We start from the raw sequence: 15577 nt of genomic DNA on the forward strand, positions 1-15577 counted from the left end.
AATCAGGGAGTTTTCTGGAAAAGAAAATTCCCTGATTTGCGTTTAAAAATCCCTTCAATTCTCTCCCTGAAAACACTTATTTTATACTATACCTTAACTTTTTATCCTGAAAGTAGATATATAAAGGTATAGTGCAGGCTTTTACAATTAATGCCATTCGTATAAAGTAAGAGAAAGCGGTTATAAAGCGGTCATTCATTAATTCATCCAACTTTTATGCAATTTAACGTCGTAACAAAGACAATCACCCTGCCCGACGGCAGAAAAATCACTATTGAAACTGGAAAACTGGCAAAACAAGCTGATGGCTCGGTAGTAGTACGTATGGGTAATACCATGCTTTTAGCCACCGTTGTTGCCAATAAAGACGCAAGGGAAGGCGTTGACTTTCTGCCTCTTTCCGTAGACTACCAGGAAAAATTTGCTTCGGCCGGCCGGATTCCCGGTAGCTTTATGCGCCGCGAAGGCAGGCTCTCGGACCACGAAGTACTGGTAAGCCGGTTAGTTGACCGTGCCATGCGTCCCTTATTTCCCGACGATTATCACTCAGAAATTCAAATAAATATTTTCCTGATTTCGGCTGACGCCGAGGCGTTGCCCGACGCCATGGCGGCGCTGGCGGCATCGTCGGCCCTGCTCGTTTCCGATATTCCATTTAATGGTCCCGTATCTGAAGTACGCGTAGCCAAGATCGACGGACAGTATATGGTTAACCCAGCGGCATCTGATTTGACCAGGGCTACCCTGGACCTGATGGTAGGTGCTACCAGTAAGGATATTACCATGGTGGAAGGTGAAATGGCAGAAGCCTCGGAAGAAGAAATCATTGAAGCCCTGAAGGTGGCCCACGAAGTTATTAAACTTCAGTGTGCAGCCATGAAAGAACTGGAAGCCGAAGTAGGAAAAACCGAGAAGCGGGAATATACCGGTGACGTTCAGGATCCTGAACTGGAAGCCCGTATTCGTGCCATTTGTTACGATAAACTGTACCAGGTGGCCAAATCGGGTTCCGGCAAAAAATTGCGCAAAGAAAACTCCAAGGTGGTGCTGGAAGAATTCCTGGCTACCCTACCCGAAGAGGAAGAAGTTAATCTGGCTCTGGTAAAGCGGTATTTCCATAACTTCGAAAACGAGGCGGCCCGTCGACTGGTACTGGACGAGCGCATCCGCCTCGACGGTCGTGCCACCGACCAGATTCGCCCCATTGCCAGTGAGGTTGACTTCCTGCCCAATGCCCACGGTTCAGCCCTGTTTACCCGCGGCGAAACGCAGTCCCTGACTACGGTTACGCTGGGTACCAAAATGGACGAGCAGATTGTGGACACCGCCATGACCTACGGCTACAACAAATTCCTGCTTCACTATAACTTCCCCGGTTTTTCAACGGGTGAGGTAAAACCCAACCGCGGACCGGGACGTCGGGAAGTAGGACACGGTAACCTGGCCCACCGGGCGCTTAAAAAAGTATTGCCTGTAGAAGGCGAAAATCCTTATACCATCCGTATCGTTTCTGATATTCTGGAATCAAACGGGTCGTCTTCCATGGCAACGGTTTGCGCCGGTTCCCTGGCCCTGATGGATGCCGGTCTCAAAATAAAAGCTCCCGTGTCGGGTATTGCCATGGGATTAATTTCAGATCCCGAAACCGGTAAGTACGCGGTGCTGTCAGATATTTTGGGAGATGAGGATCACCTGGGTGACATGGACTTTAAGGTAACGGGTACTGCCCAGGGTATTACCGCCTGCCAGATGGACATCAAAGTAGATGGTCTTTCCTACGAGGTACTTTCCGAAGCCCTTCAGCAAGCCAAAGCCGGACGCCTGCACATTCTGAACGAAATGAGTAAGGCCATCAGCGAGACACGTCCGGATCTGAAACCACATACCCCACGGGCCATTGTAATAAAAATTGATCGTGAAATGATTGGCGCGGTTATTGGTCCGGGTGGTAAGGTAGTACAGGATATTCAGAAAGAATCGGGAGCAACGGTTTCTATTGAAGAAAAAGACAACGCCGGTTTTGTGAGTATTTTCTCCGCCAACAAGGAAGCCATGGACAAAGCCGTGGCCCGCGTCAGAGGAATCGTAACAGTTCCCGAGATTGGGGAGGAGTACAGCGGAACCGTAAAAACCATTATGCCTTTTGGCGCATTCGTGGAATTCCTGCCCGGGAAAGATGGATTGTTGCACATTTCGGAGATAAAGTGGGAACGCCTTGAGAATATGGAAGGGGTACTGGAAGTTGGTGAAGAAGTACGCGTAAAGCTGGTGGACGTTGATAAAAAGACAGGTAAGTATCGTTTGTCACGCAAAGTCCTTTTGCCAAAGCCGGAGCACAAGTAACCCATAAATATTGTTTTTCCAATATGAATGAATATTAGGGGTATTTCGTTATATTATAAATTTAACAATACTATTAGATGAGACAGCTAAAGATCAGCAAGCAGATTACCAACCGCGAAAGCCAATCGCTCGATAAGTACTTGCAGGAGATCGGTAAGGTGGATTTGTTGACACCGGATGAGGAAGTGACGTTGGCTCAAAAAATTCGCGAGGGGGATCAGCTTTCGCTCGAGAGGCTAACCAAAGCTAATCTTCGTTTCGTGGTTTCGGTTGCTAAACAGTACCAAAACCAGGGCCTGTCGTTAGGTGATTTAATAAACGAAGGTAACCTGGGTTTGATTAAGGCTGCTCAACGTTTTGATGAAACACGTGGATTTAAGTTTATTTCCTACGCCGTATGGTGGATTCGTCAATCTATTCTGCAGGCTTTGGCCGAGCAGTCCAGGATTGTACGTTTGCCGCTGAACCGGGTAGGTTCCCTGAATAAAATTTCAAAAACCTTTTCTGAACTGGAGCAGCGTTTCGAGCGGGAGCCTTCGCCCGAAGAACTGGCCGAAGTACTGGAGATTTCCTCTTCGGAAGTGGTAGATACCATGAAGATCTCCGGCCGTCACGTTTCTATGGACGCTCCTTTTGTACAAGGAGAAGAGAACAGCCTGCTGGATGTTCTGGAAAACGACCTGGAAGACAAGCCCGACTCCGGACTGGTGAACGAATCATTACGTAAAGAAGTGCAGCGTGCGCTCTCAACGCTTACCCAACGGGAAGCTGATGTGATTGCCTTGTACTTTGGACTTAACGGTGAGCATGCCATGACCCTGGAAGAAATCGGGGAGAAGTTTAACCTGACCCGTGAGCGCGTTCGGCAAATCAAAGAAAAAGCCATCCGTCGTTTGCGTCATGCTTCCCGCAGTAAAGCACTTAAAACGTACCTGGGGTAGTTTAGTACTTAAGAAATAACCGCCCCATATTGCATTGTATTACAAAAAGCCTCTACTTGTGAGAGGCTTTTTTTTGTAGTTAACCTAGTCATGGCAGTAGTACAACCTCTAATTGATGTAGTTGCCCTTTGTAGCGCGCAGGGAATCAGACAGGTAGTAATTTCCCCTGGTTCACGAAGCGCCGCCCTCACGTTGGCCTTTGCCCGTCATTCTGCTTTTCAAACCCACGTGGTAATGGACGAACGCGCCGCAGGGTTTATCGCAATGGGTATAGCGCAGCAGGTCAAAGCGCCGGTAGCCCTGGTTTGTACTTCGGGTAGTGCGGCGTATAATCTGGCACCGGCCGTTGTGGAAGCCTATTTTCAGCAGGTACCTTTGCTGGTACTTACGGCCGACCGACCTAAAGAATGGATACACCAGCAGGACGGGCAGACAATTTACCAGAACGAGTTATACGGCAAGCACGTAAAAAAAGCCTACGAACTACCGGCCGACTACGTTCATGGGGATGCGCAGTGGTACATAAACCGGACGGTCAATGAAGCCATACTAACCGCACTGGCTGCTCCGCCCGGTCCGGTCCATATTAACGTTCCTATACGCGAACCATTTTACCCCGACACAAACGAAGAGTTCCGGCCCACACCGGACCTCAGGAAAATAACCCGGATGGCTCCCCTGGCAACACTTTCGGTCGAAACCTGGCACGAGTTGCTGGACGAATGGGATGAAGCCGGACGCATCCTGATTGCCGGAGGGCAGCAGCCGGCCGATGAGGACCTGAACCGGGTACTTAGCCACATTGCCGAAGAATTACACGTACCCATAGTAGGCGATGTAATCAGTAACCTGCGGGGCCAGGACTGGCTTATTACCAAGCATGATCTTTTTTTGGGACAGATTACTGATGAACAACTCCGGCCCGACCTGCTGATTACCTTCGGAAAATCGTTTATTTCCAAGAACCTTAAACTTTTTCTCCGGGCTAACCCACCGCTCAGGCATTGGCACATCAGCGAAGACCCGAATCTTATTGATACCTTCCAGACCCTGACTACCCAACTGCCGGTTTCGCCGGGATATTTCCTGTCAAAATTATTTGAGGATATTGATTACCAGCGGTTTGTGGAGAATCAGGATGGCGATACGGATGATGCCTACGCGGAGAAGTGGCTGTGGATGAATAGAAAAACCACCCGGTTGCTCATGGAGTACCTTCGCTTGCAAACGGAGTTAAACGAACTATCGGTGTTAGAAACGGTACTTGCGGCCCTTCCGGAGGGGTGTCAGCTGCACGTGGCCAACAGTATGCCAATACGGTACGTCAATATGCTGGGAGTGGAGAATAAATCGGTGGAAATCTTTGCCAACCGGGGTACCAGCGGTATCGATGGTTGTGTAAGTACTGCCATCGGGGCGGCCCTGGTTAACCAGGTACCTACCTACCTGGTGGTGGGTGATGTGGCTTTTCTTTACGATCGGAACGGACTGCTCCTCGAAGAGCTACCACCCAACCTCAAAATAATTCTTCTCAATAATAGCGGGGGCAATATATTCCGGATGATTGACGGTCCGGCCCGGCAGCCCGAACTGGAACGTTTCTTTGAGACCAGGCACACCAAAACGGCCGAACGTACCGCCGCCGATAGTCACATTAACTACCACAGCGTTTCGGATCTGGAAAGTTTAGCTCAGGCTGTACAACAGGTAGTAGGGGCGGACCAATGTACCCTCCTTGAAATTTTTACGGACCCCGAAACCAATACGAGCGTTCTGAAAGGATTAAAACAGTACATCAAGGCCAACTGGTAATTAAAGACAGTACTTTGCCTGGTACACCAGAGCGGCACTGTCCTTAAGCACGGAACCCCGGCGCCAGATAGCACAGGCCTTTTCCAGATCCTTTTGGTCAAAATAAGCTTTTCCCGCGTAACCGTACAAAAGTTCTACCGGCTGCGCCAATTCTATGGCTTCCTCGTACTTTTCGATGGCCTTTTCGGGTTGTTCTGATTTTGTATAGAAAATAGCCAGATTGCGTAAGGCGTAGCCGTTTTCGGGCAGGGTCGCTAATGACTGGTTTATTAGTTTTTCCGCTTCCGGTAGTTGGTTTATTTGTAAAAGTACAAAGGCTTTATTATTCTGGGCGTAAGGGTCCACCGGATTCAGAACCAGGGCTTTATCAAAATAGGAAAGTGCCTGCTTCCATTCCTTTTTTCTTGAAGCCAGCAAGCCCAGGTTATTCAGGGCCTGCTGCTGTTTTGGATTGAGGGAAATAGCCTTTTCAAAATCCTCTCGGGCCTGTTCGTATTCTCTCTGTTCAAAAAATAAGGCACCACGATTTACCATGGCTTCAACGTGCAGCGGATTCAGGGTCAGGGCCCGGTCGAAGTCCGCCAGGGCATTGGCCAGATTTTTCCGGATAACCATCAGGTTGCCCCGAACCATGTAAAAATGAGCCGAGTCCTTGTAGGTTCTGGCTATGTACTTCAGGTCATTTTCGGCAGTTTCTATTTCACCTGTCTGCAGGGCAGCCTCGGCGCGGGTCAGGTACAACTCCGGAAATTCATTGTCAATATTGATAGCTTCCGACAAAACTTTGAAGGCATCTTCTGGTTTTCCTATTTGAAGCAAGGCAATCCCTTTGTTCAGGTAAGCATCCGAAAACTCCGGGTATTTCTCAATGGCTTCGTTGTAATAATGAATTGCCGACTCGTAGTTTTTCTGATTCAGCTGAACATTGCCTTTCAGGAAGAAGTTGGAGGCTTCTTCTTTATTTCCACACCCCATTAGAAATCCTATAGAAATTATAAGGATGTACCCCGCATACTTGAAGCGAACTCTTTGCATCGATACTTATTAACTACTTTTGCCTAAATGATTATAACGAATAAACGGAATGAGATATCTGCACGACATACCGCATGCCCATTACAAAATTAGTCTTTATCAATGGAACGGAAAGTATATCATAAAGTTTGAGGCGGGAGGCATGTACGAGCAAACGTATAAGCTCGATCAGACGGAGCTAAGTTCCCCCGAGGAAATCAATCAAATTTTGGACGAGACCTTCCTGGCTCAAATCTCGGAAAGGTTCACGGCCATGCATAGTGACTTTGGGGAAAGTCTCCTCAGGAACGGTATTGTATTTTAACCTCACCGGGGCCTGTGACCGGTTTTTTTCAAAAAAGCTTCCGGTGGAAAATGCGCTTTTCCCATACGGTTTTGGGCCAGCTTTCGTTAACTACGTGATAGTACGGAAGAGGGGCAGATGGAACCCCGGGTTTGAATCCATTCTTAGTTGGCCTATTTTTGACATTAACTACTATTAATTCTACCAAACTAAACCCTATGTTATTTAGACGTAGCTTTTACGCGCTCGGTCTTTGCTTCTGTCTGGGCGTTTTTACCAGTCAGGCGCAAAATACCCTGGGGTACACCGCCCCCGAAGCGCATTTTAGAAATGGGCTCGAGTATTTTGAAAAATCAAACTTTACGGCGGCCCGACAGGAGTTCAACGAATACCTTAACCGCCAGGACAAGCTACTAAGTACCAGTGATTACAACACCGTAACGGCCGAATACTACATTGCCGTTACGGGCCTGTACCTGGACTACCCGGAAGCCGAAGTACAGATTGACCGGTTTGTGCGTAATCATGCCGAGCACCCCAAAGCCCAGCTAATATTCAGTGACCTGGGTCGCTACTACTACGAAGCCGGTGAATACCAGAAAGCCATAACCTACCTGGAAAAGGCGTCCCAAACCGCCGGTAGCACAGGTAAACGATTGGAGGCCAGCTACCGCCTGGGTATGTCTTACTTTAAAACCAACCAGTTTGACAAGGCATTGCCGCTTTTTAATATTGTTAAAAACGATGCTGCTTTTGAGAATGCCGGGGACGCCTCCTTCTACGCCGGGGTTATCAACTACCGCAAAAACAATTACGACGCGGCCTACCAGGATTTTATGCGGGTAGAAAACCATCCTTACTATAAAGCTGAGGTACCCAACTGGATTGTTTCTTCCCTGTACCAGCAGCAAAAGTATGATCAGCTCCTTACGTACGGAGAAAGGGTACTAAACCAAACGCAGCGTGGTAACAATAAGCTGGATGATGTAGCACTCTACGTGGCGGAGGTATACTACGAAAAAGGTGACTACAAAGCTGCGGTGCCTGCCTACGATAGGTACAAGCGGATGAAGGCTGGAACCCTGCCGCCGGCGGTAGCCCTGCACTACGGTCATTCGCTATTCCGGTCGGAGAATTTTCCCGGAGCGGTGGATGCCATGAAAGGAATTGCCACCGGCAAGGATTCGGTAGCCCAGTATGCTTCCTACCTGGTAGGTATCAGCTACCTGAAACTGAACAATCCGAACTTTGCTCTTACTGCTTTTGACAATGCTTCGCGGCTTACTTTTAACCCCACCGTGCGGGAAGAAGCCGCTTTTAATCACGCCAAAGTTCTTTTGGAGTTGGGAAATAACAACGAGGCTATCAAGGAGTTCAATGACTACATGACCCGCTTTCCGGGTAGTAAACACGAGGAAGAAGTGAGCCAGTTGATCGCTGAGGCCTATTCGGGCGCTAGTAACAATGCCGCCGCCATTACCTACATTGAGGGCCTCAGAAACCGCAACCCCAAAATCAACGCCACCTACCAGCGCCTTACCTATAACCAGGGGGTAACCGACTTCAACCTGGAAAGGTACGATCAGGCCATTGCTAATTTTAACAAGTCCCTTAAATTTCCGGTGGACGAAGAAATTGCCATTGCCGCCTCCTACCAGAAAGCGGAGTCATTTTCGGCCCAGAAGAAATTTAACGAGGCCGTTGAGATTTATAATCAGTTGGCCAAAAATTCAAAGGCCGGTATTCAGGGCCGTAAAAGCCTGTACGCGCTGGGATACATTTTTTACAACCAGAAGAATTATAGCCGGGCCAACGGCTACTACAAGGATTTTGTGGCCAATACGTCCGGCATAGACAACGCGGTTATTGAGGATGCCCACGTCAGGCTGGCTGATACCTACCTGGCCGCCAAGAATTATACCGAAGCCATTCGTACCTACGACCGGGTTTCGGCCAACGGAAGAATTGATAAGGATTATGCCCTGTTTCAGAAAGGCCGTTCCTACGTATATATGAATCGTGAACAGGACGCCCGACGCCAGTTTGAGATGCTGATCAGCCAGTTTCCGGGTTCGCGCTACGTAGATGATGCCCTGTTTCAGATGGCGGATCTCGAGTTCCAGAATAAATCCTACCAGCAGGCGGTGCGTTCCTTTACCCGCCTTATTAACGAGAAACCCAAAAGCTATATGATTCCGGCGGCACTCCTGCGCCGGGGACAGGCCTACTATAACATACAGGTATACGAGCAGGCGATCAACGATTTCCGGCGGGTACTTAGTGAGTATCCGGCTTCTCCCTCCGCCAGTAGCGCTCTGGAAGGTATCCAGGAAAGCTTTAACGCGGTGGGCCGCCCGGAGGAATTTGCGCAGGTACTTAGCATGGTTAGAAAAAATAATCCTGGCAACACCAAACTCGAAGAAGTTGAATTTGACAATGCCCGCAACCTGTTCTATGCCGAAAAATACAGCGCGGCAGGCAAAGCGCTGCTGGAGTTTATGGACAGTTACCCCGGTAGCAAGTTCATTTACGACGCCAAGTACTTTATAGGTGCTTCCTACGAAAAGAGCGGTAATGTCCAGGAAGCTTTGCAGTACTACCGCATGGTCGTTCAGGACAACCGGTCCAGTTTTGTGGCAACTGCGGCCCAGAAGTCGGCCGAGCTTGATATTGCCGGTGGTAATTACAGCCAGGCCGTCGGGAATTTCCGGGTGCTACTTCGCAACGCAGAAAACAAAAAAGAGCAGGCTATTGCCTGGGTTGGGCTGATGGATACCTATTATGCTTTAAAAAATTACGACTCAACCCTGCACTACGCCCGCGAGGTAGTAAACGCCGGGAATGTAGTACCCGGGGGAGTGGGCAAAGCCCAGTTGTACTTTGGTAAAGTACCTTACGCCAAAGGAGATTACCAGAAAGCAGCCGAAGAATTCAGGAAAGTAGCGACTAGCAGTAAGGATGAGTACGGTGCGGAGGCCAAGTACTGGTTGAGTGATATCTTATTCAGAACCAAAAAATTCAAGGAAGCGGAGGCTTCGGTTTTCGAATTAAGTAAAGAATTTGAAGGGTATGACAACTGGCGAGTACGCTCGTTCATTTTGTTGGCCGATGTGTATATGGGTATGAACGAAGTAGCCCAGGCCAAAGCAACCCTGAATTCAATCATCGAAAACTCAGATGATCAGGAGGCGGTGGCGCTGGCCCGGGAAAAACTGGCCGAAATAAACCGTCGTTAAAAATCACTCATCCCAACCCTGAAAAAGACTACTTTATGAATACCCATAAAACACTCCGTACTTTGTCCCTCCTGGTCTTAGCCGGATTCCTGGCTACCAAAGCCAATGCCCAGCAGCGGGGAGAAATCGAAAGTCAGACGTACGAAATTGTAAAAGAAAAAAGTATTGAGTTTCCGCAGGCCAACCGGCTGTTTGACAAGGTACAGCCCATTCAGCCGAAGAGTACGGATAAAAAAGTTACCTATGAGTTTTTGGATCCACGCATCACTATTGCTATTCCCAAGTTAACACCAACCGTAGTGGCTTCATCGGACGAAAAGCTTCGTCAGGAACAGCCCGAGCCCCTTAACAATTACGTGAAACTGGGAGCCGGCAACTACGGAAGGTTTCTGGGCGAAGCCTTTGTGAGTTCACGGGCCACCCAGGACCTGGTTTTTATGGCCAAGGCCAAACATTTGTCGGCGGCAACCGGACCAGTGTACGACAAACTTTCGGGCAATTCCAACACCATGGCCCAGTTGGGGGCCAAGTACATCCGGAGCGCGTTTAAAGTAGAGGGTAACGTAGATTACAACCGAGACAATTATTATTTCTACGGCTTTATGCCACAACCCGAACTCATGACCATCAGCCGGGACAGCATCCGGCAAACGCTGAACCGCTTTGGTGTTCAGATGAGTTTTGAGAATACCGACGCCAGTACCACCGTTGACTATTCGGTCAGAACCAGTATGTATTCTCTGCGGGACCGTTACAATGCTTCGGAACTGGACTGGGGGAGTAACCTGTCGGTATCGCTTCCCATTGGCGACTCCTTTTTTGCTTTGTTTGATGCGGATGCCTACTTGTCCCAGCGGGTCGATGCCCAGACCTTTAACCGGAATCTTTTTAGGGTAAAGCCAACTTTCAAGTTTGTTAAAGATCAATTCTCCATTACCGCCGGTGTCAACGCGGTCAACGAAACCGACAATGGACTCAATATTAACCGTACCCGGGCCTATCCGGTCCTGAACCTGGACGTAGTTCCTATTAGTGGTGTACACGTTTTTGCGGGTTGGAACGGAGATATTGTACGGAACACGCTGCGTAGCCTGCTTTCAGAAAATCTTTGGCTGGGTCCCAATGTACTGGTGGCGAATACCGAAAAAGCTTCGGACATCTACGGCGGGGTAAAAGGGGAGACCAACGGCTTTAATTACGAAGGCCGGGTATCCTACACCGACTACCGGAACTTCTATGTTTTTAATAATTCCCTGGTCGATACCTCCAAATTTTCGGTACTCTACGATGGAGTAAGCACCAAGGTACTTTCCATTTCGGCGCAGGCTGGCTACAGCTTTAATGAACTGTACAAAACCTCACTGAAAGCCAACTTCTTTGACTATAATGTCGACCGCCTGGAAGAAGCCTGGCACCGGCCGGACCTGACGTTAAACTGGTTTAACGCCGTTACCCTAAGTAAGAAATTATTCCTGACTACAGATTTTTATGTATTAAGTGGAATAAAAGCAAAAAATTTTCGGACCGATGAAGTCACCAAATTGCCTACCATTGCTGACCTCAATTTGAAGATAGACTACCTGTTAACCAAGAACTTCTCGGCTTTTGTATCCATCAATAACATACTGGGTAAGCAGTACCAGCGGTACCAATATTACCCGACCCAGGGATTAAACTTTGTTGGAGGATTATCTTTTTCTTTTTAACTTCGTTTGGTAAATTCCTAGACGACCTATGGTAGCAGTTGAGAAGTACATCCGTAAACTACTTTACGAGCAGGATTGTGTCATCATCCCTGATTTGGGTGGTTTGTTAACACATCATATTAACGCTCAGTACAATAGCACCTCCGGTGTGTTTTCGCCATCGCAAAAGCGTGTTGCTTTTAATGAAGTACTGAAGCTGGACGACGGCCTGCTTACCTACTTCATTAGTGTGAACGAGAAAATCAGTCGGGAAGAAGCCCAGGTCAACGTTAAAAGATATGCGGAATCTCTCCGGTTGTCATTGCGGGAGGCAGGAGTAGCTACCATTGCAGGAGTTGGCGATTTTAGGAATAATGAAGAAGGAAAGCTGGTCTTTGAGCCGGATAGTCAGCAAAACTTTAATGTAGATTGGTTTGGCTTACAGCAGGTTAAAGCGGTTGAGTTAAAGTCAGCTGTTGCTCAGCCTACCAGGGAAGAAGCCAAAAAAGAATTCGCGGCAATGCCGGTTGTTGTTGCCGAAGAGGTACCTACCTACGAGCAGGACGAGGATGAAGATGCTGGTCGGAAAATAAAGTGGGGATGGAGCGGATGGGCCGCAGCTGCCGCAGTGGTCGGTATGGCATTTTACCTCAGCGTATTTTTTGCCGGTGGGGCTACATCGGGTACTAAGGGCAGCATGTTAAGTACCTTGAACCCCTTCTATGGCATAAGTGAGTTTGTCCAAACTGCCATGGTGAAAAAAATGGTAGTGGAAGAAACCCACTCACCTGTATCAATTCAACCTGAACCAGCCGAAATCATTCCGTTTAATCAGGCTAGTGGCCTCATCATTCCAGGTAATTATGCTTCGGCGGAACCGAATAGTCAGGTAGCCACTGGAACAGATGTAATAATACCAGCATTGGGTACTCAAAATCCTTCAAATATATCTTTATCCCCGGCTGAAAACGCTGTTAAAAAGTTTTACATCATTGCCGGTAGCTTTGAAAGTATGAAAAATGCCGGTCTTTTACTGGATGCACTTCAAAAAGAGGGGTTCAATACTGCTTTTATAATGGAACCAAAAGGCCGGGGCCTCATTAAAGTGTCTGCCATCGGATTTGATTCATCCCGGGAGGCTTATGCCAATCTGGGTGAAGTAGAAAAGGTCGCCGGCGAAGGAGTCTGGGTCTATAAAAACAGGCGTTAAAATAGATAAATACCTTTGAAAGGAGCCATTTGGCTCCTTTTTTTGTTTATACACGAAATACTAATAATTTTACGTTATACCGAAAATCCTGTTTTACTACCATGACTTTACAAACTGCCGAAGATCGTGAGCGAATCGCAATATCATGGGCCATGTCCTTTGGTCTAACCATGGCTATTCTAACTACCTTCTTTTTTATCAGGCTTAATGGTTCGGTACCAAAGACGGGTCCGATGGAACTGTTTGTAGAAGTAAACTACGGTACAGATGCCATTGGTAGTGGTGATTTGCAGACCTTTAATAAAGCGAATGCCTCAAAAGTAAACGAAAATATGCGCCGGGAGGCCGAAACTACCGAGCGTAAATCGGTGGCCACTCCTCCGCGCCCCACACCGCCGGCACCCCGTACCGAAGCCGTAAAACCTACTACCCGCGCGACGGAAAAGGTTATTACCACCAAAACCGAAAGTCCGGTGGAAGAACCTGAGCATACCGAAACCAAAAAGTTGGCGGCAAGTACGAGCTCATCCAACACGCCGGTGGCCAAACCAGAACCCCAAAAGCAAATCAATGAGACGGCATTGTTCAAAAAATCGTCCGGAAGCAACTCGGGTAGCAACGGTACTACCGGTACCAAAAGTGGCGTAGGTGGAAACAACAATGGTGATGATGCCAGTGGAGTGGGAGATAAGGGTGCCCGTGATGGTAGCCTGTACTCTAAGACTTATAGTGGCGGCGGCGGTGGTGGTGGTACCGGTGTGGGCCTGAACCTGGCCGGTTGGGGCTGGTCAAAGCCTCCCGTCGTAAACGATAAATCGGATGCAACCGGCGATATTACCTTCAAGATTATAGTAGGAAGCAATGGCCGGGTAAAAAATGTAATTACCCTCAGCTCCACCGTAACCGACTATTCCGTGGTTAACCAATACAAAAATGCAGTACGGGCATTGACCTTTATTGCCAAAGCGGCCAACGTACCCGACGAGTCAACTGGGACAATCACCTTTAAAATCCGGTCCAATTAAAAAGGTACTATGACCTATCAGGAAGCTATTGAGTACCTTTATAACCGATTGCCGATATTTCAAAACCAGGGGGCCCGAGCTTATAAGCCGGGCCTTCGTACTACCTACGAGTTCTGCGAACGTTTGGGCAACCCGCAACAGCAGTATCGGACCATCCATGTAGCCGGTACCAATGGAAAAGGTAGTACCTCCCACATGCTCGCCGCTGTTCTTCAGAAAGCCGGCTACCGGACGGGCCTGTACACCTCTCCGCATTTAAAATCTTTCACTGAACGTATACGGGTAAACGGAATCCCGGTGGATGAAGGTTTTATTGTCAACTTTGTCTCAGAGCAACAGGGCTTTATTGAAACAGTTAAGCCTTCCTTTTTCGAAGTAACAGTGGCAATGGCCTTCGAATACTTCGCCCAAATGAAGGTAGACGTGGCGGTGATAGAAGTGGGAATGGGTGGTCGGCTTGATTCTACTAACGTTATTTTTCCTGAGCTTTCCCTGATTACCAATATTAGCTTTGACCACATGCAGTACCTGGGGAATACCCTCCCGGAAATTGCCCGGGAAAAAGCCGGAATTATTAAACCGGAAGTACCTGTGGTAGTAAGTGAAAAGCAGGAGGATAGCGTAGCCCAGGTTTTTGAAGATACCTGTCTCCGGCTTCAGGCCCACCTTTCTTTCGCCGATGAAGTACTTGAAGTTGCAGAGTGGCAGTACCTTAATGGGAAATTGCGGGTTCAAATCCGGGATAAAACAAGAAATACAATACGTTATCCCGATCTGGATCTGGACCTATCGGGTAGTTATCAATTAAAAAACATAATAGGCGTTCTGGCCGCCATTGATATTTTGCGGCTTAAAGGCTTCAACTTACCAGACGGCGCTGTAAAAGAGGGCCTTGGTAATACATCTTCCCTTACCGGATTAAGAGGTAGATGGCAGGTTCTGGCCGAATCTCCGCTGGTAATTTGTGATACCGCCCACAATGTGGCAGGGCTAACCACTGCGCTGGCCCAACTAAGTACTATGCCAGTAAACCACAAGCGTTTTGTAATCGGGTTTGTGGCGGATAAAGATGTACCTGCAATTTTAGACCTGTTCCCCCGCGAGGCCACCTACTACTTTTGTGCACCTTCTAATCTGAGGGCTCTGGAAGCCTCCCGATTAGCCTACATGGCCAATGCTATTGGTTTAAGGGGAGAAGCCTTTCAGGACGTAAATACAGCCCTTTCGGCAGCTCTTAATGAGTCATCCGCCGATGATGTAATTTATGTGGGAGGTAGTACCTTTGTGGTAGCAGATATAAATCAGTTGTAAGAGTGGCACGAAAAAAGTCTATTTACTACCAATATTCCAATCAGGCCGATAACGTAATTGAAAACGGTAAACCTTATTACACTACCATAAAGGGAAAATGGAATGAGGACTATTTTAAGAATAAGAATCCGATTGTACTGGAATTAGCCTGTGGAAAAGGGGAGTATACGGTCGGATTGGCCCGTCTGTTTCCGGAAAAAAATTTCATTGGTATTGATATCAAAGGAGACCGGATTGCCAGAGGGAGCCTTGATGCGACCCGGGAGAACTTAAATAACGTAGCTTTTCTCCGGGCAGGAATCAGGTTTTTAGATGAATTTTTTGATGCCAATGAAGTGGATGAAATATGGTTGGTTCATCCGGATCCCAAGGTGCGGCAGCGGGAGGAGAACCAGCGGCTGACTAATCAGGCATTCCTATCTTATTATGCCAAATATTTAAAGCATAACGGTATCTTCCATCTCAAAACAGACAACCCATTTTTGTACGAGTACAGCCTGTCATCCCTTCAGCAGGCAAGTCAATACCAGGTCTTAGAGCATACCAGCGACCTCTATAATTCTGACTATTTTTCCAATCATTTTGGAATTACAACTCATTATGAGAAAATTTTTGTAGAAAAGGGTTTTAGTATCAATTACATAAAAGCCCTTATAAAAAAGCAGACACCTTAACGGGCGTCTGCTTTTTTAACAT

The 15577-nt window shown here is 47.8% G+C and carries 11 protein-coding genes; 10 read left to right on the forward strand and 1 reads right to left on the reverse strand.

Annotation, left to right across the window (positions count from 1 at the left end):
- The first annotated feature begins 216 nt into the window (after positions 1–216).
- The 3 genes from pnp to menD all read left to right on the forward strand — a co-directional run bounded on the left by pnp (position 217) and on the right by menD (position 5096).
- Positions 217–2343, forward strand: a complete 2127-nt coding sequence (pnp, locus tag VGN67_RS15120) for a polyribonucleotide nucleotidyltransferase (RefSeq protein ID WP_327487693.1) — start codon at positions 217–219, stop codon at positions 2341–2343.
- A 77-nt stretch (positions 2344–2420) separates the two neighbouring features.
- Positions 2421–3284 (forward strand): sigma-70 family RNA polymerase sigma factor, encoded by an 864-nt coding sequence (locus VGN67_RS15125; RefSeq protein WP_207509980.1) that lies wholly within the window; start codon positions 2421–2423, stop codon positions 3282–3284.
- A gap of 90 nt (positions 3285–3374) precedes the next feature.
- Positions 3375–5096, forward strand: coding sequence for a 2-succinyl-5-enolpyruvyl-6-hydroxy-3-cyclohexene-1-carboxylic-acid synthase (gene menD / locus VGN67_RS15130; RefSeq protein ID WP_327487694.1), 1722 nt, complete (start codon positions 3375–3377; stop codon positions 5094–5096).
- On the opposite strand, the gene VGN67_RS15135 is transcribed toward menD, so the two are convergent.
- Positions 5097–6071 carry a tetratricopeptide repeat protein gene (locus VGN67_RS15135; RefSeq protein ID WP_327487695.1) on the reverse strand — a complete coding sequence of 325 codons (975 nt, stop codon included), beginning with the start codon at positions 6069–6071 and terminating at the stop codon, positions 5097–5099.
- Positions 6072–6180: 109 nt separating this feature from the next.
- Between VGN67_RS15135 and VGN67_RS15140 the strand changes: the two genes are divergently transcribed.
- The 7 genes from VGN67_RS15140 (at position 6181) to trmB (ending at position 15555) form a co-directional block, all read left to right on the forward strand.
- A complete protein-coding gene (locus VGN67_RS15140) occupies positions 6181–6435 on the forward strand; it encodes a hypothetical protein (protein WP_327487696.1) in 255 nt (84 codons plus the stop codon).
- Positions 6436–6632: 197 nt separating this feature from the next.
- Positions 6633–9650, forward strand: a complete 3018-nt coding sequence (locus VGN67_RS15145; RefSeq protein ID WP_327487697.1) for a tetratricopeptide repeat protein — start codon at positions 6633–6635, stop codon at positions 9648–9650.
- A gap of 35 nt (positions 9651–9685) precedes the next feature.
- Complete coding sequence (locus tag VGN67_RS15150) at positions 9686–11356, forward strand: TonB-dependent receptor (RefSeq protein WP_327487698.1); 1671 nt, start codon at positions 9686–9688, stop codon at positions 11354–11356.
- A 28-nt stretch (positions 11357–11384) separates the two neighbouring features.
- A complete protein-coding gene (locus tag VGN67_RS15155; protein WP_327487699.1) occupies positions 11385–12545 on the forward strand; it encodes an SPOR domain-containing protein in 1161 nt (386 codons plus the stop codon).
- 101 nt (positions 12546–12646) lie between these two features.
- On the forward strand, positions 12647–13570 hold the full coding sequence (locus VGN67_RS15160) for a hypothetical protein (RefSeq protein WP_327487700.1): 924 nt from the start codon (positions 12647–12649) through the stop codon (positions 13568–13570).
- A gap of 9 nt (positions 13571–13579) precedes the next feature.
- Complete coding sequence (locus VGN67_RS15165) at positions 13580–14881, forward strand: folylpolyglutamate synthase/dihydrofolate synthase family protein (RefSeq protein WP_327487701.1); 1302 nt, start codon at positions 13580–13582, stop codon at positions 14879–14881.
- Between the two features lie 2 nt (positions 14882–14883).
- Positions 14884–15555, forward strand: coding sequence for a tRNA (guanosine(46)-N7)-methyltransferase TrmB (gene trmB, locus VGN67_RS15170; protein ID WP_327487702.1), 672 nt, complete (start codon positions 14884–14886; stop codon positions 15553–15555).
- The last annotated feature ends 22 nt before the right edge of the window (positions 15556–15577 follow it).

The organism is Telluribacter sp., from assembly GCF_035998675.1.
Classification (GTDB): Bacteria; Bacteroidota; Bacteroidia; order Cytophagales; family Spirosomataceae; genus Telluribacter.

What these genes read in the sequence shown, in the direction of transcription:
- pnp (WP_327487693.1), top strand. Translation starts at nt 217, where the DNA reads ATGCAATTTAACGTCGTAACAAAGACAATCACCCTGCCCGACGGCAGA.
- VGN67_RS15125 (WP_207509980.1), top strand. Translation starts at nt 2,421, where the DNA reads ATGAGACAGCTAAAGATCAGCAAGCAGATTACCAACCGCGAAAGCCAA.
- menD (WP_327487694.1), top strand. Translation starts at nt 3,375, where the DNA reads ATGGCAGTAGTACAACCTCTAATTGATGTAGTTGCCCTTTGTAGCGCG.
- VGN67_RS15135 (WP_327487695.1), bottom strand. Translation starts at nt 6,071, where the DNA reads ATGGGGTGTGGAAATAAAGAAGAAGCCTCCAACTTCTTCCTGAAAGGC.
- VGN67_RS15140 (WP_327487696.1), top strand. Translation starts at nt 6,181, where the DNA reads ATGAGATATCTGCACGACATACCGCATGCCCATTACAAAATTAGTCTT.
- VGN67_RS15145 (WP_327487697.1), top strand. Translation starts at nt 6,633, where the DNA reads ATGTTATTTAGACGTAGCTTTTACGCGCTCGGTCTTTGCTTCTGTCTG.
- VGN67_RS15150 (WP_327487698.1), top strand. Translation starts at nt 9,686, where the DNA reads ATGAATACCCATAAAACACTCCGTACTTTGTCCCTCCTGGTCTTAGCC.
- VGN67_RS15155 (WP_327487699.1), top strand. Translation starts at nt 11,385, where the DNA reads ATGGTAGCAGTTGAGAAGTACATCCGTAAACTACTTTACGAGCAGGAT.
- VGN67_RS15160 (WP_327487700.1), top strand. Translation starts at nt 12,647, where the DNA reads ATGACTTTACAAACTGCCGAAGATCGTGAGCGAATCGCAATATCATGG.
- VGN67_RS15165 (WP_327487701.1), top strand. Translation starts at nt 13,580, where the DNA reads ATGACCTATCAGGAAGCTATTGAGTACCTTTATAACCGATTGCCGATA.